Annotated in this window: 26 protein-coding genes; 12 read left to right on the top strand and 14 right to left on the bottom strand. The window is 52.9% G+C overall.

The features are described 5' to 3' along the window. Positions 1 to 67 precede the first annotated feature (67 nt). On the bottom strand, positions 68 to 1,018 hold the full coding sequence (locus tag H6G13_RS18965; protein ID WP_190485679.1) for a methyltransferase domain-containing protein: 951 nt from the start codon (positions 1,016 to 1,018) through the stop codon (positions 68 to 70). A 200-nt stretch (positions 1,019 to 1,218) separates the two neighbouring features. Here H6G13_RS18965 and H6G13_RS18960 point away from each other — a divergent pair, with 200 nt between their 5' ends. Further along, positions 1,219 to 1,728: a hypothetical protein gene (locus H6G13_RS18960; protein ID WP_190485677.1), complete on the top strand. Its 510-nt coding sequence runs from the start codon at positions 1,219 to 1,221 to the stop codon at positions 1,726 to 1,728. Positions 1,729 to 1,817: 89 nt separating this feature from the next. Here H6G13_RS18960 and H6G13_RS18955 read toward each other — a convergent pair whose 3' ends face one another. The 5 genes from H6G13_RS18955 to H6G13_RS18935 all read right to left on the bottom strand — a co-directional run bounded on the left by H6G13_RS18955 (position 1,818) and on the right by H6G13_RS18935 (position 6,554). Beyond that, positions 1,818 to 3,305 (bottom strand): alpha-amylase, encoded by a 1,488-nt coding sequence (locus H6G13_RS18955; RefSeq protein ID WP_190485675.1) that lies wholly within the window; start codon positions 3,303 to 3,305, stop codon positions 1,818 to 1,820. Positions 3,306 to 3,426: 121 nt separating this feature from the next. Continuing rightward, positions 3,427 to 4,056, bottom strand: a complete 630-nt coding sequence (locus tag H6G13_RS18950; protein ID WP_190485673.1) for a DUF1003 domain-containing protein — start codon at positions 4,054 to 4,056, stop codon at positions 3,427 to 3,429. Between the two features lie 372 nt (positions 4,057 to 4,428). Then, positions 4,429 to 5,049: an antibiotic biosynthesis monooxygenase gene (locus H6G13_RS18945; protein WP_190485670.1), complete on the bottom strand. Its 621-nt coding sequence runs from the start codon at positions 5,047 to 5,049 to the stop codon at positions 4,429 to 4,431. A 184-nt stretch (positions 5,050 to 5,233) separates the two neighbouring features. Then, entirely contained in the window at positions 5,234 to 5,701 is a 468-nt protein-coding gene (locus H6G13_RS18940) for a GNAT family N-acetyltransferase (RefSeq protein ID WP_199306372.1), read from the bottom strand. 343 nt (positions 5,702 to 6,044) lie between these two features. Next, positions 6,045 to 6,554 (bottom strand): GNAT family N-acetyltransferase, encoded by a 510-nt coding sequence (locus tag H6G13_RS18935; RefSeq protein ID WP_190485666.1) that lies wholly within the window; start codon positions 6,552 to 6,554, stop codon positions 6,045 to 6,047. Between the two features lie 638 nt (positions 6,555 to 7,192). Between H6G13_RS18935 and H6G13_RS18930 the strand changes: the two genes are divergently transcribed. From H6G13_RS18930 to H6G13_RS18920, 3 genes are all read left to right on the top strand, one after another. Further along, the gene (locus tag H6G13_RS18930) at positions 7,193 to 7,438 is read left to right on the top strand and encodes a hypothetical protein (protein ID WP_190485948.1); all 246 of its coding nucleotides are present in this window, start codon (positions 7,193 to 7,195) and stop codon (positions 7,436 to 7,438) included. A gap of 297 nt (positions 7,439 to 7,735) precedes the next feature. After that, the gene (locus H6G13_RS18925; protein ID WP_347277506.1) at positions 7,736 to 8,791 is read left to right on the top strand and encodes a Rieske 2Fe-2S domain-containing protein; all 1,056 of its coding nucleotides are present in this window, start codon (positions 7,736 to 7,738) and stop codon (positions 8,789 to 8,791) included. Further along, on the top strand, positions 8,779 to 9,567 hold the full coding sequence (locus H6G13_RS18920; RefSeq protein WP_190485664.1) for a TIGR04283 family arsenosugar biosynthesis glycosyltransferase: 789 nt from the start codon (positions 8,779 to 8,781) through the stop codon (positions 9,565 to 9,567). Before H6G13_RS18925 ends, H6G13_RS18920 begins: the two co-directional genes overlap by 13 nt. Positions 9,568 to 9,677: 110 nt before the next feature. Here the strand turns inward: H6G13_RS18920 and H6G13_RS18915 are convergent, their stop codons facing one another. Together H6G13_RS18915 and H6G13_RS18910 are read right to left on the bottom strand one after the other, a co-directional pair. Then, a complete protein-coding gene (locus tag H6G13_RS18915; RefSeq protein WP_242028418.1) occupies positions 9,678 to 10,298 on the bottom strand; it encodes a TIGR04282 family arsenosugar biosynthesis glycosyltransferase in 621 nt (206 codons plus the stop codon). Between the two features lie 192 nt (positions 10,299 to 10,490). Beyond that, on the bottom strand, positions 10,491 to 10,913 hold the full coding sequence (locus H6G13_RS18910) for a VOC family protein (RefSeq protein WP_190485661.1): 423 nt from the start codon (positions 10,911 to 10,913) through the stop codon (positions 10,491 to 10,493). 151 nt (positions 10,914 to 11,064) lie between these two features. On the opposite strand from H6G13_RS18910, the gene H6G13_RS18905 reads away from it, so the two are divergent. Beyond that, the gene (locus tag H6G13_RS18905; protein ID WP_190485659.1) at positions 11,065 to 12,969 is read left to right on the top strand and encodes a GTPase; all 1,905 of its coding nucleotides are present in this window, start codon (positions 11,065 to 11,067) and stop codon (positions 12,967 to 12,969) included. Between the two features lie 154 nt (positions 12,970 to 13,123). On the opposite strand, the gene H6G13_RS18900 is transcribed toward H6G13_RS18905, so the two are convergent. Both H6G13_RS18900 and H6G13_RS18895 read right to left on the bottom strand, forming a co-directional pair. Further along, positions 13,124 to 13,738, bottom strand: coding sequence for a class I SAM-dependent methyltransferase (locus tag H6G13_RS18900; RefSeq protein WP_190485657.1), 615 nt, complete (start codon positions 13,736 to 13,738; stop codon positions 13,124 to 13,126). A gap of 13 nt (positions 13,739 to 13,751) precedes the next feature. Continuing rightward, a complete protein-coding gene (locus tag H6G13_RS18895; RefSeq protein WP_190485654.1) occupies positions 13,752 to 14,420 on the bottom strand; it encodes a class I SAM-dependent methyltransferase in 669 nt (222 codons plus the stop codon). A gap of 158 nt (positions 14,421 to 14,578) precedes the next feature. Here H6G13_RS18895 and H6G13_RS18890 point away from each other — a divergent pair, with 158 nt between their 5' ends. Beyond that, entirely contained in the window at positions 14,579 to 14,770 is a 192-nt protein-coding gene (locus H6G13_RS18890; RefSeq protein WP_190485652.1) for a hypothetical protein, read from the top strand. Positions 14,771 to 14,787: 17 nt separating this feature from the next. Here H6G13_RS18890 and H6G13_RS18885 read toward each other — a convergent pair whose 3' ends face one another. After that, entirely contained in the window at positions 14,788 to 15,399 is a 612-nt protein-coding gene (locus tag H6G13_RS18885; RefSeq protein ID WP_190485650.1) for an SRPBCC family protein, read from the bottom strand. Positions 15,400 to 15,629: 230 nt separating this feature from the next. Here H6G13_RS18885 and H6G13_RS18880 point away from each other — a divergent pair, with 230 nt between their 5' ends. Further along, a complete protein-coding gene (locus H6G13_RS18880; protein WP_242028417.1) occupies positions 15,630 to 15,854 on the top strand; it encodes a hypothetical protein in 225 nt (74 codons plus the stop codon). Positions 15,855 to 15,861: 7 nt separating this feature from the next. Here the strand turns inward: H6G13_RS18880 and H6G13_RS18875 are convergent, their stop codons facing one another. Both H6G13_RS18875 and H6G13_RS18870 read right to left on the bottom strand, forming a co-directional pair. Next, a complete protein-coding gene (locus H6G13_RS18875) occupies positions 15,862 to 16,821 on the bottom strand; it encodes a YihY/virulence factor BrkB family protein (RefSeq protein ID WP_190485648.1) in 960 nt (319 codons plus the stop codon). A gap of 9 nt (positions 16,822 to 16,830) precedes the next feature. Next, positions 16,831 to 18,012, bottom strand: coding sequence for a histidine kinase (locus tag H6G13_RS18870; RefSeq protein ID WP_190485646.1), 1,182 nt, complete (start codon positions 18,010 to 18,012; stop codon positions 16,831 to 16,833). Positions 18,013 to 18,576: 564 nt separating this feature from the next. Between H6G13_RS18870 and H6G13_RS18865 the strand changes: the two genes are divergently transcribed. After that, the gene (locus H6G13_RS18865; protein ID WP_190485644.1) at positions 18,577 to 19,074 is read left to right on the top strand and encodes a hypothetical protein; all 498 of its coding nucleotides are present in this window, start codon (positions 18,577 to 18,579) and stop codon (positions 19,072 to 19,074) included. Positions 19,075 to 19,138: 64 nt separating this feature from the next. Here H6G13_RS18865 and H6G13_RS18860 read toward each other — a convergent pair whose 3' ends face one another. Continuing rightward, positions 19,139 to 19,522, bottom strand: a complete 384-nt coding sequence (locus tag H6G13_RS18860) for a histidine kinase (protein WP_190485641.1) — start codon at positions 19,520 to 19,522, stop codon at positions 19,139 to 19,141. Between the two features lie 197 nt (positions 19,523 to 19,719). Here H6G13_RS18860 and H6G13_RS18855 point away from each other — a divergent pair, with 197 nt between their 5' ends. The 4 genes from H6G13_RS18855 (at position 19,720) to H6G13_RS18840 (ending at position 23,236) form a co-directional block, all read left to right on the top strand. Beyond that, positions 19,720 to 20,154 (top strand): hypothetical protein, encoded by a 435-nt coding sequence (locus tag H6G13_RS18855; protein WP_190485640.1) that lies wholly within the window; start codon positions 19,720 to 19,722, stop codon positions 20,152 to 20,154. Between the two features lie 11 nt (positions 20,155 to 20,165). Beyond that, a complete protein-coding gene (locus H6G13_RS18850; RefSeq protein WP_190485638.1) occupies positions 20,166 to 20,714 on the top strand; it encodes an HD domain-containing protein in 549 nt (182 codons plus the stop codon). An 89-nt stretch (positions 20,715 to 20,803) separates the two neighbouring features. Next, on the top strand, positions 20,804 to 22,207 hold the full coding sequence (gene leuC, locus H6G13_RS18845) for a 3-isopropylmalate dehydratase large subunit (RefSeq protein ID WP_190485636.1): 1,404 nt from the start codon (positions 20,804 to 20,806) through the stop codon (positions 22,205 to 22,207). Positions 22,208 to 22,621: 414 nt separating this feature from the next. Beyond that, the gene (locus tag H6G13_RS18840) at positions 22,622 to 23,236 is read left to right on the top strand and encodes a Crp/Fnr family transcriptional regulator (RefSeq protein WP_190485928.1); all 615 of its coding nucleotides are present in this window, start codon (positions 22,622 to 22,624) and stop codon (positions 23,234 to 23,236) included. Positions 23,237 to 23,456: the final 220 nt, after the last annotated feature.

Raw genomic sequence — 23,456 nt, 5'->3', positions numbered from 1 at the left:
GAAATGGGTTGACCCCTAGGTTCAATTTCCTCAAATCCCCCTGCTCAAGGGGGATTTTCTTTTGGGGTCAAGGCAGCGGGTTGGCTCGAACTGCACGGAACATGCCGAAGCGGCAAAGACCTGCACCAAAGGCTAGCCGCATTAGGAGCAAGGTCGGCACTTCTCTTAAGGACTTAATCAGGCCCGGTAGCCCAAACCGCACTAATCCGTCAGGCCGAGCTACGCCCTGCCAGATCGAGTCTAGCCAAGACGGTAAGGTGGGCTTTGTCCAGTCTGCGGTATCTACGCAGCCTTCGACTAATCCGGTTGCTTCTAGCAGTTCGGAAAAGCCCTCAATGCTTGAGAAAGCGGGATGCGCCCACTGATCGAGAAGCTGCTGCATGACGGGCTTTTCCCAGAAGTTGAGCGGCTTTTTGCGATCATCTCGCTGGTTCCAGTCAGCGACAGCCAGCACGCCCCCCGGTTTGAGCACCCGCATGAGTTCTTTGGCAAAAATGGCTTTGTCGGGCATGTGCGGCCCAGCTTCAATCGACCAGACCACGTCAAAGCTAGCGTCTGGAAACGAAAGCGCCATAGCATCGTCTACCTGAAACCGCGCGTTAAGCTCTGGCGGAGTCAGCTGCTGGGCGCGTTTGACCTGCTGGGGGCTAATGGTAATTCCCGTGACTGCAAATCCGTAGTCTCGGGCCAAAATCCGGCTGCTGCCGCCAATGCCACAGCCCACATCCAAGACGGTGGTGCCAGGGGGAAATTTGTCTAACCCGCTCCAGCGAACCATCTCGTGTACGAAGTCTGACTTGGCCGCTAGAAAATCCTTCCGTCGAGGCGGCGAGCCGTAGTGGCCTAGGTGGATGTGCTCGCCCCAGTAGAACTCCAAAATTCCGTCTTCGGTCCACTCGTCGTAGGAGGTGGCGACGGAGTTGGCGGACTGGTAGCGGCGAGCCGTCATGAGATAAATTGCGATGCCCAGCGCCAATGCGGCAAGGAGCAGGCCAAGCGCCCAGAGAAACAAACTCATTGAGATAAAGTCTTAATATTCTGTAACAATTTTATCTCATTCCTAGACCTGGGTTTTAATCCGTATCTTGCTAGCTTAGAGGCAGTTGCAGCGTTAATGGATTTGGTTAAGCGGTTGCACAAGGCTCGATTTGAGTGCTGTAATTGCATGAACCCTTTCTTCTCTTACCTTCACGCGCTTTTTTATGCGGAGGCTGAAGTATGCGAGTACGACAAGCGCTGACAGTGCCTGATTTAGAAACTACAGAGACTCGGAAACTCGCGAAGAAGAATCTTTGGGTAACGGGTCTTCTGACCTTTCCCCTACCCTTTGTCGGGTATTTATACACAGCCCGCTATCCGCTGGCCTCTATTACCTGTGCCATTTGGCTGATCTGTTCCGCAGCGGTCGATGAGGACTTTGCTGGCCCCATTGTGGGGTTCCTGATGATTGGTTCGACAATAGAGAATATGGTTGCTGTACTGAGAGCCCGCTCAGAACGTGGAGAAACTGGGCTGCAACTGCAGCAGTACCCGCAAGTTCGAGACGTACGGATTGAGCTACTAAAGCTAGCCAAAAGTCAGGGGGAAGTAACTCTGGCAGATTGCGTGATTGCAACGGAGCTGCCTGCTGATGAGGTACGCTTACTTCTGTCAGAATTTGAGTACCAAGACCTGATGCGGTCAAGCAATCGCGAAAGTGACGGGGCTATTGTGTACCGCGTTGTCTAGCTCAGCTATGGGGCCTAGCATTCAGTGAATGACCGGACGAGTTTGCCGAGAATGCATTCACTGAATGCTGTACCTGCATCGAAACTACCTTAGCTCTCAGACTGCTGAGGCACCCATACTGAAACAGAACCCGCATTGCAACGAAAATCAGCCCACCCTTCATCGTTGGTTGTAATGGGTTCACTGATGTGTTCAGTGATGTCGATGTACGTGCAGTTGGGGCGTCCTACTTCCATGTACTTGCTTCCCTCCGCTCCATTGCTCAGCACAACGGCCATACCACCTGGGTGTTCTTCATCGCCTAAGCGAGTCCAGCCGAGGGTATTTGCATGATCAAAGTAGTCGTACTGGTCGCCATAGCCATATGTTTGACGAGCGTACAGGAATTTATCGATAATCCACTGATGACTGTCGAGCCAAATTTCATGCTCGTTGCCATCTCTGCCTTTATCTTTGTAGTGGGCACCGTAATAATCTGCGTAGAAGATACAGGGATAACCTTCATTTCGCAGCAGGATCAACGCATATGCTAACGGCTTAAACCAGCTTTCTACTACAGACTCTAGCGCCTGTAGCGGCTGGGAATCGTGGTTGTCAACTAGAGTAACCGCTAGAGCGGGTTGGTGTTGCACTAGGGTGTTATCAAAAATCTGCCGCATATCGTAGTCATTGCCCTGGGTACTGGCAACGCAAAAGTTGTAGTGCAAGGGCGCATCAAACAACAACACGTCGCCACCCGTAATATCAATGAAGTGGTGCAGCGCCTCGATTTCGTATGACCAGTACTCCCCTACCGCAAACAAATCACGGCCTGCATATTGACGGCAGTGGTTTAACCATTCGGGAAAAAAGCCGGCCTTAACGTGTTTCACAGCATCAAAGCGAAAGCCGTCTACGTCTGTAGTATCAATAAACCACTCGCCCCAATACTTCAATTCGCCCCGAACTTCTGGATGCTCCATATCCAGATCGCACCCCATGAGGTAGTCGAAAGCGCCTTTTTCCAGATCAACGTTGTCGTCAAACTTCTTGTCTTTGAATAAGTAAACAGCGTTTTCTCCATCGTTATAGGCGTTGTAATCTACGGCATCAAAGTGCCACCAATGCCATTCCAAAGTGGAGTATTTGCCCTGCCGACCTGGAAAGGTGAAGTGAGTCCAGGCTTGGATTGTTTGCATATCTCCAATCGGCTGATGACGGTCGTCAGGATTGTAGGGAGTGGCTTCTACGTCTTCCGCTTCGTCTGCCCCTAGCTTGTGGTTGAGAACCACATCTGCATATACCCGCACACCCGCTGCTTTGGCAGCCTTGATGGCAGCAATATATTCTTCTTTTGTGCCGTACTTTGTCCGAACAGAGCCCTTCTGGTCAAACTCGCCCAGATCGAACATATCGTAAACGCCGTAGCCCACATCATAGCCACCGGCTGTGCCTTTATAGGCAGGCGGCAGCCAAACGGAGGTAATGCCTGCTTCTGCTAACCCTTGGACGCGTTCTGCAAACTCATTCCAGAGGTTGCCGTCTGGAGGGATGTACCAATGGAAGTACTGCATCATTACGCCATTTAGCTGGGCCATAAGTGTCCTTTTAGTAACATGGTATGGATAAGCTCGACTGCTACTGTAAGGACTTTACTAGAGGCGCTAATGGGTGTCTCTCTGCCCAGGGAGAGAAACAGTTTCTTGCTAAAAACCGCAGTTAGCCTTTGGTGTCTTTCTCTTCATCCTTGGGAGATAGTTCTTGAGCTAAAGTTTCTTGAAGTGCTGCCAATACTGCCAGTGGGTTAGCCGCTTCTTGCATCATTTCGGCTTCTGGGTCAAGCCGATCGTCTACAAAGGGCAGATCGGCGCGGAGTTCTTCCAAAAGCTCAATCATTTTGGCAATTTTCTGCTCGGAGAGTAGGTTTAGCTGGAGCATCAGTTGCGCTCGCTGTTCGGCAAAGTTTTCTTGGCGCGTTTGTCGCACCAGCACGCCGGTTGAAATGATTAATGCAGCTGCATCTAAACCTTGTTCTGACCAGCTAAACGGGGGCAGGTCAAAAGGTAAATAGGGATCTAGAACGCTCCCGCCCATCCACAATGCCAGGAGAAGTAGCAAGATATACAAAAAGATGAAGCGGCCAAAGAAAGTTGCGATCGCTTCTAGTAGCCGCTGGTGAGCAGGGATATCTCGAACTTCTTGGGTATGGAGGGAGGTAACCGCTTCAATGTTTCTGGTAATGGGGTCTGGTAAGGGAGCGGTAAGAACTTGATTTCGAGATGATTTTGGGTTGCGCGCATTAGTTCTTGCATCGAACCTTGAGTTAGCGATATCTTCTGCGCCGGGCATGGGACAGCTGCTCCTGAATCTGAATCCCCTGATTATTGCGTATCTTCAAGAACTGCTGCGATAAGCCTTGAGAGCAGGGAAGTCAGGAATTCCTTGATAGGACAAAGCAATCTCTACCCGTTTGGATGTGGGAGGGGGTGGCAGTTGAATTGTTTACCCCGAAAGTCAAATCGACGCAAACTCACTGGGGCTGAAATCCTGAAGGGAGGATTGCGATTCGCAATCTTACAAGCCACCGCTACAGCAATAAAAGTTGCTCGGACTTGGGTCTCATAAAAATAAGCATAAACGTTCTAGCGGCTTGCTTGAGCGGCGGCAGGTTGTCTATACAATTTAACTAACCGATCTCAGCAGACTGCTCCAAGCAAATTGTTATTCTGCTGTCTCTGTGTGTACAACGTGGTATAAGTGAAATTCGTTTCGTGCTAAGCCTTCCCAATACGGCTTGTCTGGATTGAATCCTGGTTGTTTCAAGATCGCCTCAAATGCCTCTTTACTCTCCCACTGCCCGTAATTGAACATCCGCGTTCCGTCTAGACTGCAATGAAAGCTTGCCGAAATTAGTCCTGGTGAATTGCTCATGGCTCGGTCAAGTTCTGCTGTTGTCCGTTTCACCATTTCCGGTTGATTTGACGGCACCATGCGAAACTCTGCAAGATGAGTAATGCGATCGCCCACAGCAATCTCAACTTCTGTTGTTACCGATCTGCTTGCTGTCACCTCTAACTGCAAGGAGTCTAGCGGAAAAAACTCACCGAATACGGCAGAACGCTGTAAGCTACGATGATCAAACTTGGGTTGCCATTGACTGTAGGTGAAAACGCGCACCCCATCTAAACTTTGATGCACACTTGCTGACACAAAGTAGGAATTGGACTTCCAGTATTGGATTTGCTCTTTGATCGCATCCACTAACCCTAACTGATGTCGCTCTGCGACTGTATACAAGTCCAATCCGACAATTGCGGTATTTGACCGATCAAGCTGAATCATAAGCGCTCCTCAACTTTTGTTGGTTTGCTGACCTAAACTTGATGCTAACTAAGCAACTTGACAACTACTGCCAACTTGACTAAACGAAGCAGAATAACTGACTAAGGTATGGCTGAAAACCACGCTCCAAACACTGAGTGCCCATACATTCCCAAATCATAAAAATTGATTATTTCATTTTTCCTCAAATGAGACTGAACACCATTTCGTTGCTCTCTGTGTAGCCAAGATTGGAATAAAGTAGCTTACCTTCATGAGAAGCGTGCAAAACTGCTTTGGTGCAGCCAATTGCCTTTAGATGAGCCATTGCCTTCTTCATCAATTTTGTCGCAACTCCTTTCCTTCGAAAGGATGGAACTACGTACACTCCCCAGATGTATCCTTTCTGATATTCCCGACTGACCCTTGGGTAGAGTTCAAGGAGTTGGCAACTAGCTGAGCCGATTACTTGATCATTGATCTCTGCAATGAATCCCTTGTATTGCAATTCATGACGAGCACGATCAATAAATTTAACAGTCTGGTCTAGCCAGTCTTGCCGAATGGATTCGGTTGAAACACCAAGTTCTAAAGCAATATGACATAGATGTTCAGCAATTAAAAATTCATCACTTTGAGTCGCTTCACGAATTATAAAACTACTTTCTTTCACGACAAATAGCTCAAAATACTGCCTCAACCAAGTTCGAAGCCAGCTAATGCTAGGCATCACTCACCCCGTAGGGACTTTTATAATAAGAGACCTGCTGATTTGTAGTCGGGTACATGCCATCGTTAGGTTTTAGCGGCTAATGTCAAGGTGCTTCTTGAAAATCTTACGTGCTGGCTCAAGTTTTGATGATGTCCAAGTTAATTCCTTGTGCTTCTCCTCAACTACTTTGTCATGATCGTATCCTTCAGCAAAAGTAGGATGTGTTAGGCGTAGCTGTAACGCATTTTTAAGCTGTAAGTGAATGCGTTACGCTGGTGCTAACGCACCCTGCTGGGCTGAAATGCTATTGTACGTTAGCTCCATATTTCTTTTCAAGATAGTGAACTTCAGGATCATCTTCTCGTTGTCCTAAATCAATCCATCCGTGTTTGAGATAAAATCTCATTGCCACTCGATTAGTGGGACTGACGTTCAAACGGGCTGACTGACAACCTAGACTCTTGAAAAAATGAGCTGCGTGTTGATCCAATTGCTGACCAAAACCGTGACCTCGAAACTCTGAAGTCAGGTAAAACAAGTTGACGTAGCCAACACTTGAATCGTGTTTCCAGCGCGTCATCTCAATTTGCCCAATAATTTGCTCTCCTTTCCAAACGTGTACACAACTGTTCGGGATTTTTGTCATTCGCTGTCTCAGCCACTGCAAATATTCCTCAGCTCCGCTTCCATCCTCTTTATAAAACCGAGCGGCTGAACCAAAACTGCAAATGAAAGAGTCTGCTCTGAACTGAACGCATAAATCTTGCTCTTGCTCTAGATTAATAGGTTTGAACTCGAGTGTAGGAGATTGCAATATTGTTTCTCCAGGCTAAATTTGTACGTTGTTTCGGTAACGAACTGGCTGTAACGTCGCCTTTGCCAACATTGCTATAAATCTGAATATTCTGCATTGACAGACACCTTTCAAAGTACTGTCAACACCGATAATTCAAGCAGTCTAATTATGTATTAAGCGTTAGATCTGCTGGATAAGATTCTCACTAGTTTGCATATGTTAACCCAGCAAAAGTGATGGATAACACCTCTGATTCTGGGGTTATCTAGCATCTACCTGTGCCACGATCTTAACTAAGGCTTTGCGAAAACCTGATGGTGGGATAAGTAAGGGGTTAGGAAATTTTGCCTATCGCTCCCGCTGCTCCCCCACCTCAAAAAATTCCCCTATACAGTTGACGCCTGCTTAGTGCAGACCGTATTCTCAATCATTAAGCTGTCGTGCGCGGCAGCCTAGACCCGGAACTCATTGACTTAGCGCCGCCTGCAAGTGTGTCCAGCACAAACAGGCGACTAGTCCCCCGAAGCTGATGCGAGCAGTTCGGAGGCGTGGAGGCTAGTTTACCTCCCCTGCCGCCCCGATTGCACACAACCACGGGGCTGCTAGGAAAGTGAGTTCTGGTTTCCTAGTTCACACTACATAGGGACCAGAACCACATGTTTCAATCAAACGATTTGGGTGCTCAGCCGCCCACAGTTCCGCCTGCCCAAACTGGAAAGCGTAAACCCAGGCGAGAGAAGGTGACCAACGTGCTCTACGGCAGCTTAGAGGTACTCGACCGTACCATTAAGCATCTGCACACTCTCCACTATGCCGACCCCGATGACTGGAGCGACCCCATTCCCAGCGGTAAAGACAGTCAGTGGATGGCCGTGTTGATCAAGCATCTGCTGATTGAATAGATTTCCGCATTAGTTTGACGAGATTAAAGACGTGTATTCACTAGGTTAGTCACTGTGAGTGTAGCGAAGCAGTCTCGGTGGAGTAATTGCTCTACAGGATTGCTTCGCTGTCCTTGCAGTTATGAAGGCTGATCACAAGGTTTTAATCGTATCGTTTGGTAGGGCCGAGCACCTCACAATCGGCTCTTAGGGTCAAAGGTTGACCTGTCACAGTCAGCATTCCTGTTTCAGGTTTACTTTTGGTAAAGTATTGAGTGCTCTGAATGAAAGCATCCATCACGGAAAGCTGGGGGAAGCGTGGTCGCAGTTGACGAAATCTATTTCTTGCGGAATATCTGGTATCACGCCATGCCCAGCCATGAGCTGAAGCCAGGCAAAATGATGGCTAAGGTATTGCTCAATGAGCCGGTTCTGTTTGGTCGCACCAAGGGCGGTAAGGCATTTGCCATGCGAGACATTTGCCCACACCGGGCAGTGCCGCTGAGCTGTGGCTGGTTTGATGGAGAGCAGGTGCAGTGCTGCTATCATGGCTGGCGCTTTGCCTCCAACGGGCAGTGCACCGAGATTCCCTCGCTGATGGAAGATCAGCAGATGGATTTGAACCGCTTCAACGTGCAGTCTTACGAGGTTCGAGAGGTTCAGGGCAATATCTGGATTTATATGCCTGATCCTGATCGCAACAAAGCCAAGTCGTCAACCTTAGACGTGCCCCGAGTGCCAGGGTTTGCTGATGATGTGAAGCCCAACATCACCTACACCATGCGCTTTCCCTGCTACATCGACCATGCGGTAGTGGGCCTGATGGATCCGGCGCATTCGCCCTTCGTGCATCGCTCTTGGTGGTGGCGCGGCGGCGATCTCAACCCCGAAATTAAGTGGTTCGACCCTTCGCTCTTGGGCTTTACGATGCGGAAGCACCGAATGGGGAATATGGGCCGGGGTTACTGGCTAATTGGCGGCGTGCCCGACAACGAGATTATCTTCTACCTGCCGGGGGTGCGGACGGAGGAAACCACCACTGCCAAGTACCGAGCCGTGAACCTGACCACCGTAACGCCTCTGACCGACGATCAGACGGATGTAACCTTCGAGCTGTACTGGGATATTCCTTGGGGCAGCTTGCTGAAGCCGATTTTGCCCGCCATGATCTGCTCTTTCTTGGGGCAAGACCGGGATGTGGTGATCAAGCAGCAGGAAGGGCTGAAGTACGAGAAAGTGCTGCGGCTGATTAAAGACTCAGACACACCAGCGCGGTGGTACTACCAGCTTAAAAACGAGTATCGCCGCTCTCAAGAAGAGAATCGGGAGTTTGTCAGCCCAGTTAAAACTCAGCAGTTAAAGTGGCTAGCCTAACTAGCGACTTTGAGGCGACCTGCAAGGTTTCGATTATCATTCCAGCGTTGAACGAGGCGGCATATCTGGAGCGAACACTGCGGCACCTGAGCCTGCTGCAGCCGCCTGCCCATGAGGTGATCGTGGTAGATGGGGGCAGCCGGGATGAGACGGTTGCGATCGCACAAGCCTTAACTAAACAACCCGCACCCCACTTTCCCCTGCAAGTTATCTCCTCCGAGCAAGCAGGCCGCGCCATTCAAATGAACCTGGGCGCAGCCCAAGCCAGTGGCGACTACCTCTGCTTTCTTCACGCCGATACCTACGTGCCCGACGACTTAGTGAGCGTGATTGCACAGACCCTAGCCGATCCTGGTGTTTCCTGTGGCGGCTTCATCTCCATCATGTCGGGCAACCTAACGACCCGCTGGGGCGTGATCCTCAATAACTATCTCAAGACCTACTATGCGCCCCTACTGTTTCGGCCCCACCTGTTTTTTGGCAAGGGGCTGCGGCTGCTGTTTGGAGATCAGGTCATGTTTTGCCGCCGCGCCGACTTCCAAACCTGCAACGGCTTTGACCCAGCCCAGCCCATTCTAGAAGAAGCCGACCTATGCCTGAAGCTGTGCCGCTTGGGACGGATTCGCCAGGTCAATCGGGTCGTGCAAGCCTCTGATCGACGAGTAGCTGGGTGGGGACCGGTGAAGGCTAACGCCATTTACTTTATGGTGGGCTTTCTCTGGGGATTGGGCGTGCCGGGGGAGCGGCTGAAGCGGTTTTATGAGGATGTGAGGTGAGGGGGTAGCGGGTGGATGGGTAGGGAGGACGTGGGGACGCGAAGATGCAGAGAGGAATTCCTTTACCCTTTACCTTCTACCCTCTATCTTTACTCCTCTCTCTTCTCTCTTTAAACCAAAACCTTCGTCCCACTTCCCGCCCAAATTTTTTCCCAAATCGGCAGATCCTCGGGGCGGTCGATGTCGGGGAGGGGATCGAGGAAGGCGGTTGAGAGGTTGAGGTGGGATGCGATCGCAACCGTCTCCCCCAGCACCCGATCGCTTCCCCAAGAAATGCCTTTGAACAGTTCGGGGATGGTTCGCCGCAAACCAATCAGGTAATAGCCGCCATCTAGGGCTGGCCCCAGCACTAGATCGTGCTGTCGCAACAGTCGAAATGCTGCGGTAACTTGAGTGTCTCCGATGGCCGGACAATCGCTGCCGATGGCCAGAAGCCTTGCTCGACCGGCAGTAAAGCCTTGGTGAAAAGCAAAGGTCAACCGCTGGCCCAAATCTCCCTCGCATTGAGGTCGATAGGTAAGCTCATGACCTAACCAACTACGAATCTGGTGTAGGCTGCTGCCTGTGAAGTGAACCTCAAAACCGAGGCTGTGGTGTCGCCTCAGCTCCAAGCCCTGCCGAATCAGGTGTTCTGTCATAAGTCGTTGGATCTGGGCTGCGCCCTCTGGGCCTAAGTGCGGAATCAACCGAGTCTTGGTCTTTCCCGGCTGCGGATACCGGGTCAGGAGCATCAATCCATCCTTCGGGGCATTCGCGGGGGCCATAAAAGATCTTTTTGGGAAAGGTTTTTCCCTTTTAGTGTTTCGCGGCAGGCTGATTTAGCCAAGAAGCTTACGGAATAGATCTGTGGACAGAGAAAATTACAGAAATTGAGACATGAGCCACCCGATCGCCGGGGTTTGGCTGATGGGGCTGACCCATTGTCAGGCCGTCGCAAAAATCATGGCATCGTCTTGAAAAGCCTTGAATTCCAGGGCGTTGCCGCTGGGATCGCGGAGAAACATTGTCGCTTGTTCACCAGGTTTACCCTTGAAGCGAATGTAGGGCTCAATCACAAAGCGGGTTTGATGCTGCTTCAGCCGCTCCGCCAGCGTCTGCCATTCTGACATCGTCAAGATTACGCCCCAATGGCTTACCGGAACAGCATGACCGTCCACCGGATTAGTGGCCTCTGAAGTTTCATCAGCAGCGGTCAGGTGGGCGGTGATCTGGTGGCCGAACAGGTTGAAGTCGATCCAGCGCTCGTCGGTGCGGCCAATGGGACACCCTAGAACGGTTTCATAGAAGTGCCGGGTGGTGGTCAGATCGTGTACCGGAAAGGCAACGTGAAAAGGTCTGATTGTCATAAGTTGGGCGCGTATCTGAGGATTCCCTGATCATGCCCTAACCTCAGCCCAATCAGTAGGCTTCAGTTCGGTTACCTGCGTTCCCGCTTTGGCTCCACCTGCCTAGACTGAAGACAGCGTTGACTCAAGACAGTATTGGCGGGTAGAAACTATGATCCGACTCAAGCCGTGGCAGTGGGGAGTGCTGGTGTTGCCGATCGCAGCGGTGGTGGGCTTTGTCCTAATCGCTGCTGGGGCCCAGATTCATACCTGGGGCCTGAGCTGGATTTGGGCGGTATTTGTGCTGTTGCTGGTGGGCTGGCGCTGGCTGCTGGTGCGGTGGACCCAGCCGGCCTTTGCCCAGCTAGAGTCGGTGGTGGCAGAGGTTCAAGAGGAGCTAGAAGCGGCCACGGAAGAGGCTGTGCCCGTGGGGAGCCGGGCGATTCAGCAAGCCGAAGCGGCGCTGGAGCAGATTCTTCAGCAGGCTCAGGCCGATCCGCCCCTGTGGCAGGACTGGAATGTGTTTTGGCAGCGCTGCCGGGACGTGGTAATCGCAGTCTCCCGCGTCTACCATCCTGAAGTTAAATACCCGTTGCTCAACATCTATGTGCCTGAAGCTTACGGGCTGATGCGCGGCACCGTAGACGATCTAGATCAGTGGATGGAGAAGCTGACTCCCGTTTTAGGGCAGTTAACCGTCGGGCAGGCAGTAGAGGGCTACGAGGTGTACCAGCGGTTAGAACCGTCGGCCCGTAAGCTTTGGCAAGCCTGGAACTGGGCGCAGTGGGTGTTTAATCCGGCGGTGGCAGTGGCCCGGACGGTTTCGCAGCCCGCCAACAATCAGGCAACTCAGCAGCTCCTGGGCAACCTCAGCCAGCTCTTGCGAGAGGCAACCCTGCGGAACCTGTACCGGCAGGCGGTGGCGCTGTATGGAGGGAAAATGCCTGTAGCGGTGGAGCTGACGACAGCAAAAGCGACGTTGCCCCAAGCCAAAACGCAGACCCTGCGCGAGATTCTAGATCAGGCCGAACCCGTTAAGAAGGTAGAGCAAAAGCCCATCAACATCTTGCTAGTAGGCCGCACTGGGGCGGGCAAGAGCAGCCTGATCAATACTCTATTTGAAGCCGACCGAGCAGAGGTTGATGTGCTGCCCAGCACCGACCAGATCAAGAGCTACTACTGGCAGGGGGACAATGGCGAAACCCTTACCCTGTGGGATTCTCCTGGCTATGAGCAGGTCAGCCGCTCAGACTTTCGCGAGCAGGTGTTGGACTATGCTCACGAGGCCGATCTGCTGCTGCTGGCGACGCCTGCGCTTGACCCGGCCCTGCAAATGGACGTGGACTTTTTGCGAGATATGAAGATTGAGGTGGCGGATTTGCCTGCGATCGCAACCCTCACCCAGGTCGATCGCCTTCGCCCTCTGCGCGAGTGGGCTCCGCCCTACGACTGGCGCTGGGGTGAGCGGCCCAAAGAAAAGTCGATTCGCGAGGCGACCCAGTACCGCATTGAGCAGTTTGGGGACTATTGCGATCGCGTGCTGCCTATCGTCACCGCCGATGCCAAAGCCGGACGCACCGCCTGGAATGCCGATGCTTTGTCCTTGCTGCTAGTAGAGTCCCTTGATCCGGCCAAGCAGTTACGGTTAGCCCGCTTCTTGCGCAATCGTGAGGCCCGCATCGTCTCAGCCGCCAAAACCATTGACCACTACACCTTTCAAATGACCACCACCCAGGGAGTCGCCTCCCTGCTCAAAAGTCCCGTCCTGCAGTTCGTCGCTATCATGACAACCGGCAACCCCGCCCTGGGCTATGCTCTGGCTGAGCAAATTCCCATCGAGCAGCTGCCCACTGTCATCGGCAAGCTCCAGATGGCCTACGATCTAGCCCAGCTCCTTGGCCCCGAAAACGCCAAATTTGACCTGCTCGCCCTCTGGCCCGTACTGCTAGAAAATCCTGCCGCTCCAGACCGCAATGCCTGGGCCTTCGGCCATGCCCTTGTAGAATACTGGACCCAAGGTCTTAGCATCGATCAGCTTAGGACGCGCTTTAACCACTACCTGGAGCAAGCCGCGTAGGGGAGAGACACGAGGATGGTGGGTACGTGGATGATGCAGTCTATTCATATCTCCCCCATCTCCCCCATCTCCCCCATCTCCCCCATTTCCCCCATTTCCCCCATCTCCCCCATCTCCCCCATCTCCATTTCCCCGCATCCCCGCGTCCGTCTTCCTAGTCCTTTAAAGCAACTCCTTTGTATAGCGTTGTAGATACAGCGGGCAGCCCCTCAGGTACAAACCGCTCTACCGTCACCTGGTTAAAGTGCCGCTGCACCAACTCCTGAATATTGCGGTTCAGGTGGCAGCCATCGCCAATCACTTTTTGAATCGGCGTGAGCCGGTTTTGCCAGACCTGCACTTTAGGGTCTTCGTTCAGGCCATGCTCAACAAAGACAAACTTGCCGCCTGACCTGAGTACCCGGTAGATCTCGCTAAGGGCGTTATCCACTTTAGCAATGCTGCACAGTGTCCAAGTGCTGACCACATAGTCAAAGCTGTTGTCGACCATCGGCAGGTTTTCCCCATTGAGCACCCGATGTTCCACCGTTAATTCAGAGGCTGCAATTCGTTTTTGAGCCAGGGCATTCATGCCAGGATTGGCGTCGATGGTGATGATTTTATCGATGTGGCGCGGGTAGTAAGCCAGGTTTAGGCCTGTGCCAAAGCCAATCTCCAAAATATCTCCCGAAACCTCTGCCAAGACTGCCTGCCGATAGGGCGTCAACTTTTCATCAGACATGGCCCAATCCAACAGCCGAGGCAAGACCAGATTTGAGTAAAGTCCCATAGGTGCAATCCTTTTAGAGCGATTTCTTCAGGGCTAGGGTAAGACCATCAGCAATCGGCACCAAGCTAAGGCTAATCCGCTCATCCTGGTACAGCTTGTCATTCAAAGCGCGAATGGCGTTAGTGCGATTGTCCTGAGTGTCTGGATCAGCGACTCGACCCGACCAAAGCACATTATCGATTGCAATCAGCCCCCCAGGCCGCACGAGGTGTAGCGCCTGCTCGTAGTAGGTGTCATAGTTGCTCTTGTCGGCATCGATAAAGGCAAAGTCAAAAGTGCCAGACTCTCCCGCTGTAATCAGCCTGTCCAACGTTTCGGTGGCTGGTCCCAGCTTTAGATCAATCTTGTAATCGATACCTGCCTTTTGCCAAAACTGTCGGGCAATCGCCGTATACTCTTCACTTACATCGCAAGCAACGATTCTGCCTTGTGGCGGTAGGGCTAAAGCTACAGACAGAGCGCTATAGCCGGTAAAAACGCCTACCTCTAGCGTTTTGCGTGCGCCCATAAGCTGCACCAGTAGGGCCATGAACTGCCCTTGCTCTGGCGCAATCTGCATCTGTGCCATGGGGTGCTGTGCGGTTACCTGCCGCAGTTCCGCCAGAATGTCAGGCTCTCTTACAGAATGGCCTAGCAGATAGCGGTAGAGACGGTCATCCAGGCCGAAGGTCTGGTTGGACATAGCAACGGGGTGGAGGGGTTATCCCCATTATGCCGACTGTCCGGTAATGTATGGTCTCCTTACAAAGAGCGCTGATTCCATCTCGGGTGCGGTATACCTGAGTACAGCATAGCCGTTGACCCAGGGCAGCCTCGGCCAGACGTTTTGAGGAAAGGCCAATGGAAGAAGGGACTGTAGTGCAGGTCTCAGCCATGACTGGCTGGATCATTGGGGTGAGCTACCTCAAGGATCGAGGCTACCAGTGCTGGATCGTCAACCCTGATTTAGATGTGCTGAGCGACGGTACGTTTTACACCACCAGCAGTGCAGCGATGTCGGCGGGAAGAACCTTTGTAGAACGCTACCGATGAAACGCTACTGATAGAACCTATCGGTGAGCGCAGAGAACGCGTCTCATCTGCTCCATGTTGCCGGGCAGGTCGTAGCGCATAGCTTGCTCAATGAAGAGACCAGGAACGGGGATCAGCGGCTTGGCTGAGACCGAGTAGGTCAACAGCGTGCCCTCATGGAAGTCTTGCAGATCGAGGTCGGCGGCAAAGTGAGCAAAGGTGCCGCTCTCAAAGCGAAACTGAATGCGAGGGCGAGACGCTGCGCCCACGGCGTCATCGCACAGGCTCTCAAAAACTCGCAGGTAAATCTCGACCTGGGCCGTCAGCATCAAAAACCCTTTACGCCCCACCTGGTAGAGCCGCCGGTAGCGCTGGCTCGACGTTTTTACTGTCTCTAGCACTTCACTGTGGGTGATGTTGGGAAAAAATTGAGGCCAGCGGCTGTAGTTGGTCAGCTGAGGCCAGAGCCGCGTTTTATCAATGGGCACGTACATTTGTGCGGTTACGGCTCCGCCGCCATGAGGGCAGTATTGGGGATCAACTAAGACCTGACCCTTTAGTAGGGAGGCATGAGTTGCCAACGCTGGTTGGTCTAAGGCAAGGCCCGAAAGTCCCGTTCTGAACGTTTCTCTATCAGCACTAATGACCATCCGTTCTACTCCTATCTGCAGCAGGTGCCGTCACAACAAAATCCCATCGGGAATGACATTATTCTGGTTCAGGGAATTTACGGTTGCATTCTATGAGACCGTATTATCACTGTCCCTTTACAAACTTCCCTTCACAGTCGTGTTGAGGATGCATTGGCTTTACATCTTCAATTCCCATAAAAACCCAGGGTTCTCTTTCCTCATGTCACAATGAACACAAAGACCCTGAAATGGTTCCCAACTCTTTTGCTCTACGGGGTGATGCTATGTCCCGCCGCCTACGCCGCCTACAGCCTGCAACCCAGATCTTTCTGGGGCTGTTAGCTTTCACTACTGTGGTCTGGATTCTTCGAGGGCTGGGGATCTTAAGCTTTTTGCCGGGGGCTGTGATTTGGGTTTTGATCTTGCTGTGCTTTGGCACCGGCATTTTTAGCAGCCTGCAAAAAATGCGCTGAATCTTTTTTAGGGCAGACGGTCGTCTCGGCGGCGAATGGTAAAGGATTCGAACGACGGCGGTATCACAGTGCGTTGCATCTGCGGAGGAGCCTGTAGCGCCCGCTGTCGCCCCACGCTGATATTGACTTGACCACCAACTAACACCGCCAACAGGCCGCCATAAACCCAGGCCATAAGCAGGATTAGCAGGCCGAGGGTGCCAAAGGTCGCCTCGTAGGTTTGCAGGGGTTCGCTAGATCGCTGCCAAATGGCCAAAGCCCCTATCCAAAACGAGGCGGCGACCAAAGCACCGGGTAAGAGAGGGGTTCCCGGCAGCCAGCGGCTTGGCCCCAGATAGTAGAGGCCGGTAAACGTAGCGGTCAACACTCCCCAGGCCAATAGCCAGTAAAGCAGGCGTCGAAATATGGCTGCCCAGAGACTAAGGGAAGCCCCTGACTGCGCTGCTAGGTGAATCGAGCCGCTGCCCGCATAGGCCAGATGTAGGGTAAAGCCTGCTGTCAGCCCTAGCCCCAAGGCTAGTGCGATCGCAATCATCCGACCGCGCCAGCGCGATCGCCGCTGATTAATTGGAATCTGGTGGATCAGGTCGAGGGTTTTTAATAGGCCTTGCAAGGCTCCAGTTCCGGCCCACCAAGCCAGCAGCCCAGTCAAGATCAGCCACTGCTGCTGTCCAGTAGAGAGGCTGTCGGGCCAGGCTTCCTGGTTTGTTAGAGGGGCAACCGGCAAGACTTGGCTGAGGAGGCTACTCAAACCGCTGCGCCAGCTCGGCTGTATGAGCCCAGTGGCCAGTAGCAGTGCCAGACCGCCCAGCAGTAGCGCCAACAAGGTCAGGTAAGCGATCCCAGTGGTCAGGTTGGGCAAGCGGTACTTCCAGGTGTGGCGGACAACGTCCCGGAAAGTAGCCAGATTAAACAACCGGGCCAGGGAAAGTCTCAACTCGGGAAGTCTGGGAGGCGTTGGCGGCATGGGGAGATCCTAGTTCCCATATACCGGCAGCGTAAAGTAAAAACAGCTGCCGCTCTCGGGTTTAGAATCGACCCAGATTTGGCCGTAGTGAGCCCGAATGATGCGCTGGCAGAGGGCTAGACCCAGGCCATAGCCTTCCTTGTTCTCGTCCCGCTGGAGCCTGTAGCGTTCCTCGAAAATCTTGTCCTGGTTTTCGGGAGGAATGCCGGGACCAGTATCGTTGATAGTAATCTGCACTTTTTGAGTAGTGCGATGCAGGGCCAAGACCTCAATCCTGCCGCCTTCGGGCGTGTACTTGACAGCATTGTCAAGCAGGTTGACGACGACCCGGCGCACCTGCACGCTATCGGCATAGACCGTGGGCAGGTCTTGAGGAATATCAGTGACTACCTGCTGCTGCTTATCGGCAAACCGCCGTTGAAAAGAGTCCACTACTTCGAGGCAGAGGTCTTTTAGGTTCATTTCTTGAGGCTGGAGCTGCAGATCGACCGAGGCTCCTCTAGCAGCATTGAGAATGTCGGTGATCATCCGGTCAATGGCCCGGATTTGGGTTCTAGCATGCTTTAGCAGTTGGGCGGTTAGCGCAGGAGACAGGTTGATGCTGCGCTCACCTCGCGGAACGTGCCCCATTTCTAGGGTCTCTACAGCGATTGAGGCAGCGGTCAGCGGATTGCGCAGGTCATGAGCCAGCATGGCAATAATGCGGTTCTTAAACCGGAGCTGGGCTTCTAGTTCTTCCTTAGTCTGATTGAGCCGAAAAATCTCATCCGAGAGCTTCATGATTTCAGCTGAGTGGCTGATCTCGTTATTGAACTCTTCTAAATCAAGGCTGAGATCTGCTTGGCTGCCTTTTTTAACCGAAGTGTGAACGCCGTCAGTGGCTTCCCGATACCATCTGGGCCACCACATCTCTAGCTGGGGAATGATGTCTCTGCCGGCTAGCGTCTGCTGGGGCGAGGGCGATAGCTTGATCAGCGCTGGACTGGCAACCAGTTTGTAGTGCTCGGCCAGATAAGGCTGCTCTCCAACATCAACCACATCTAGGTGGAAGGAAAAGTGCTCTTCCAACCCTCTCATATAGTGACGAATTTGCTGGACATGCTCTGCAGAACCGGGCCGTTTGTCAATAAACAACAACAATTTGAGGGGCAGTTGGATGTCCTGCCGAATCCCGTTAACAGAGTCCTCCATGGAATCTCCTGGCTGCACAAACACGTCTTACCGCACTCCAGTTTTCTTAGCATAGACCAGCAGGGCAGCATCTATCTGAAATCCTCCTGTCTCTGGGTAGAGGATATTTCAGCTGCGATTCTTCATGATTAGGTCAGTTAGGCCGCAGTTCTAAAAGCTTAATTGCTTGAAAATCAGACCGAGATCTACGTGAGGGGCATCACTCTTAAGGCGGGTCTGTAATCAGCGCACACACAATCTGCAGCCAGTTCATCAGGTGGCACGTCGGGTTCCCTAGTACATAGGAAGATGCCATAAAACAGAATTGTCGAGGCTTTGCGAACTCATCCTTGCAAACGACTGAGTTATCAAGTTTTACACGAATGAGTTCAAAGAGTTATTACGGTGGCCCGTTTCTGTTTAGGGAAACTGTGTAGGTCTACTAAAGTGAGAATGGGCACTCATTTGGAAAGGCAATATCAATCATTCAGCTAGGTAGGCAAGGAGGGGTCAGTGAAATCTACTGTACATACTAAATCGGTTCGGCAGCCTTGGTTCGCGAAGTTAGCGCTGCGTAACTGCTCCTTGACTCCTCTTCTGGCGCTGAGTGCACTGATTTTAAGCGTGGTGCCGATGGCGGCAGGTCATGCAGCTTCCCCCCTCGAAGATAGTCGGCAAGAGGGTGAGTTACTAACTCAAGCCGGCAGTTCTGCAACTCCGACTCTTCCGGCCAATGGTTTGTATCTCTATGGTGAAGCACCAGAGGCAGATCAAATGGGCATGGGCTATATGGTGTTTGAATCTGTAGATCAGCGCTTAGTAGGCGCGCTCTACATGCCCAACTCATCTTTTGACTGTTTTCAGGGAGAGGTGCAGGGGCCTGAACTGGCGATGATGATTACTAACAGCTATACCCAAGAAACCTATCCTTTTGAGGTGGCTTTGGTGACGAACGATGCGATCGCATCTACCTCCAGCAGCACCCTCGCTCCTCTGACTCTAGAAGGCTTCCATCAGCTGCCCAACCTCAGTGAAAACGACGTGAGAATCCTTGAAACCTGTAAGGCCAACCTGCAGCAGTAGAGGTTTGGACTGTCTAGCAAGCGATATTCATTAGAACTCAAGCCCTGCACAAAGCTGTGTAGGGCTATCTATTTTCTGGAGTCGCAGCGAGGGGCTGACATCCCTTGAGACCCAGATTAGGATTGGTGCGGTAGGCATCTTGAGGCAGCCATACCGATATCTGAAACTGCTGATTAATAAAGTAAAGGTAGTCTACATCGGGGTAAAACTTCAGCCCCACTTTTAGATTAGAAAAATCGTCTTCACAGATTTCAAACCCAAATCGAACAACAATTTGGGCCGCTAAACACTCTGGTGTATCGGTAAACTCTCCGGCGGTTTCGCGCTCCTCGGCAAAGGTGGCTAAAAATCGGCTCAGCATGCGCGTCACTTTTTCCGGTGTGCCATTGCGGCTGGCATAGATAATGACAGGATTGTCTTCAACTAAAATGTGACAGGGGGTAGCCATATATCCAAATTCCTCATTTCCCTGACCGAAACCTCAGGCACCAGCGGGAGCAACAGTTTGCTTCCTAGTTATGATAAGTCCGTGAGGCATCTTCGCTGTCAAACTGGAGCAGATGGCAAAAACCTTGTTACCAGCTTGACTGCTAGTGTGTCCGCGCTATTCTATCCTGTAAGCCAGACTAGTTGATTCGGTGAGGCGTGAACGCAGCAGAACAGGCCAACAGTATTGAGTTTGCCAGCAAGATTGCCGCCGTTGTAAGCCTCTTTAAGGCGGCGTTTCCTGACCTGCGGGCTGACCTCAAGCCCTGGGCAAACGATGCCGAAACCCGCGAACTAGTTGACCCTGACTCGATTGATGTCGGGTTCCATTTTCCTGGGGTGAGCCGCCTATTTAGCTGTCGCAGCCTGCTGGTTCAGATTCGCTTTTATGAAGACCCCGAAACCCAGATGCGGCGCGTCATTGGCCTGGAAGTGGCAGGGTTTGACCACCGAGGCAAGCAGTGGACTCTATCAACCATCCACGACTGGACCTTTGCGGGCGATGAGGTGCCCGACAATACGGTTGGAGACCGGCTAAAGCAGTGCTGCCGGGAAGTTTTTGAAGTGTTTAACGGCCCGCCGAACCCGGCTTAGGAAAAGAGGATATGGATACCGAACAAGTTGGGCACTTGCTAGAGGCACTGGTCTTTGCGGCCGACAAGCACCGTGACCAGCGCCGCAAGGACCAGCAGGCGACGCCATACATTAATCACCCCATCGGTCTGGTGAGTATTCTTTGGCACGAAGCTGGCATTCATGATCCGATCGTGCTGATAGCAGCGCTACTGCACGACACGGTAGAAGACACCGACACTCAGTTCACTGACTTGAGCGATCGCTTTGGCAGCGAAGTGGAGCAGGTGGTGCGCCAAGTCACCGATGACAAGTCGCTGCCTAAAGATGTCCGCAAACAGCTCCAGATTGACCATGCGGCCAAGGTCAGCGATGCAGCAAAACTGGTTAAGCTGGCAGATAAAACCTACAATCTGCGCGACCTGGTCAAGTCGCCTCCGGCTGGCTGGTCGCTGGAGCGGCAGCGAGCATACTGCGAATGGGCCAAGCGTGTGGTGGATCAGATGCGAGGGGTGCACCCGACGCTGGAAGATCTGTTTGATGCCGCCTATGCAGACGCGATGGCCCGCAACCTGGTCTAGCCGCTTTGAGCTTTGCCTGAGGGCTGTGGCTTTGGGCTAAGATGGAGAACTGCACAGAACACTCTCTGCTTCCCTTCATTTAGAGCACCATGAGCAAAGGCACGCTGTTTGATAAGGTTTGGGATTTGCACACCGTTGGCACCCTGCCCTCTGGCCAGACCCAACTCTTCATTGGTCTGCATCTGGTGCATGAAGTGACAAGCCCTCAAGCCTTCGCCATGCTGCGGGAGCGGGGGCTTAAGGTGATGTTCCCAGAGCGCACGGTAGCCACTGTCGATCACATCGTGCCGACTGACAACCAGGCCCGTCCGTTTGTCGATACCTTGGCCGAGGAGATGATTCAGTCTCTAGAGCGCAACAGCCAGGAGCACAACATTGCCTTCTACAACATTGGCTCGGGCAGCCAGGGCATCGTCCACGTGATTGCCCCCGAGCAGGGGCTAACGCAGCCTGGTATGACGATTGCCTGCGGCGATAGTCATACGTCTACGCATGGGGCCTTTGGTGCGATCGCATTTGGCATCGGTACCAGCCAGGTGCGCGACGTGCTGGCCTCCCAAACTCTGGCCCTGGCCAAGCTCAAAGTGCGGCGCATCGAAGTCAACGGCACCCTGAAGTCGGGCGTGTATGCCAAAGATGTGATCCTCTACATCATCCGCAAGCTGGGCGTTAAAGGTGGTGTGGGCTTTGCCTACGAGTTTGCCGGAAACACCATTGAGCGGATGTCGATGGAGGAGCGCATGACCCTCTGCAATATGTCGATTGAGGGCGGGGCTCGCTGCGGCTACATCAACCCCGATGCCGTGACCTACGACTACTTACAGGGCCGCGACTTTGCCCCCAAAGCCGCCGAGTGGGACAAGGCCGTGACCTGGTGGAACAGCCTGCGCAGCGATGCCGATGCCCAGTACGACGATGTGGTTATGTTCAACGCCGAGGACATTGCCCCCACCGTGACCTGGGGCATCACCCCCGACCAGGGTATCGGCATTGATGAAGTCGTGCCCACCCCCGATCTGTTGGCCGAAAGCGATCGCGCTATTGCTGAAGAAGCCTACGTCTACATGGACCTGCAGCCCGGCAACCCGATCAAAGGCACCAAAATAGATGTCTGCTTTATCGGCAGCTGCACCAACGGTCGGATTAGCGATCTGAGAGAAGCGGCCAAAGTCGCCAAGGGTAGACAGGTGGCTGAGGGCATCAAAGCTTTTGTCGTGCCGGGTTCAGAGCGAGTTAAGCAGCAGGCTGAGGCCGAGGGCTTAGACCAAGTTTTTGAAGCGGCTGGCTTTGAGTGGCGCGATGCAGGCTGCTCTATGTGCCTAGCGATGAACCCCGACAAGCTTCAGGGCCGCGAAATTAGCGCCTCGTCTTCCAACCGCAACTTCAAAGGGCGGCAGGGGTCTGCCTCTGGCCGCACGCTGCTGATGAGTCCGGCGATGGTGGCTGCCGCTGCCGTTAGAGGGCAGGTTACCGATGTTCGAGACTTGCTCTAGTGAGTGTGTGCCTAATCTAAACTCCTAATTCCCCTGCCATCTGCCCCTAGTATTTTGCACTGGGGGCAGAGACTGTACCCCTGCAGATCCCCCACCCAAACACTCGAATTTAAACAGCCGAGCCTGCTTACAGCAGGCTTCTTAACCGAGGCTTTCCTTGGGCTTAACCCCTGAATGGGGTGCTCTTAATTTCTAGCCCCCACCATGTAGCTAGGTGCATTGCTGGCACTGTACCTAGCTCTAGGTGTGGGCTTTGCAACTTGAGGAAAAGCTCCAGGGCGCTGCACGTTCCATCTTGAGCGGCTTGCCTGCCAAACGCGTTATTTCAGAGAACTCAAGGTGGTGTGTGTGTCTGTAACCTCGCTCTTGACCGGTACGGCTGCTAATACGTCCACTCATCAGACCTTTGTTGAGCTGCTAGAGCAACTCTATCGGGAACGGGCTCTAGTGCCCTTTCCAGCCGGTCGAACCATTCCCTTGAAGGGAGAAGAAGTGCTGGTCGTTTGCCGGGGTGTGGTTCAGCTGTTCACCATTCAGCATGATGGTAGCGAGACACTGCTGGGTCTAGCGGGTCCCTCTATGCCGGTAGGCCTGCCGCTGACGGTGGTTGATCCCTACTGGGCTACCGCCCTGACAGATGTGGATGTTCTGCCCCTGCCGCTGGTTGAGATTGAGGCGTCCTCTATTTTGATGGCCGGCATCTTTCGCAATTTGACCCTGCGGCTGCAGCAGGCCGAAGCCTGGCTAGCCCTGTCTGGGAAGCGTTTGGTTGCCGACCGCCTCAGGCATTTGCTGCTGCTTCTGGCTAAGGATTTTGGCTACGTCGAACCCGAAGGGGTACGAATTCCAGTGCGGCTGACCCACCATCAGCTGGCGACCGCCATCGGCACCACCCGCGTAACAGTCACCCGCCTGCTCAAAGACTTTAAAGCTGAGGGCTGGATGACGATTGATCAGCGCAATATTGTGCTGCGGATGGATCAGCGCTTTCCCATCACCCACCAGCTGCATCCGCTCCACCGCGCCTAACAGATCGCGGCTTGACCCAGAAACTTATGCGGTTTTGAGCCGTCTATAGTCCTGCTAAGGTGCTTGACCGGAGCAGGAGATAGGGGCTATGGGGCTTGGTGATAGTTGCGATCGCATTTCTGAAAAATTTATCTCAATAAATTGGCTGGGCTGTTACCTCTGATACAGGGAACTCGCTTGACTGTCGGTAAATTTTTCATTTAAGGTACCTGTTTTTTTG

Source organism: Pseudanabaena sp. FACHB-2040 (assembly GCF_014696715.1).
Classification (GTDB): Bacteria; Cyanobacteriota; Cyanobacteriia; order Phormidesmidales; family Phormidesmidaceae; genus JACVSF01.
This window is presented reverse-complemented; position numbering and strand designations above follow the sequence as displayed.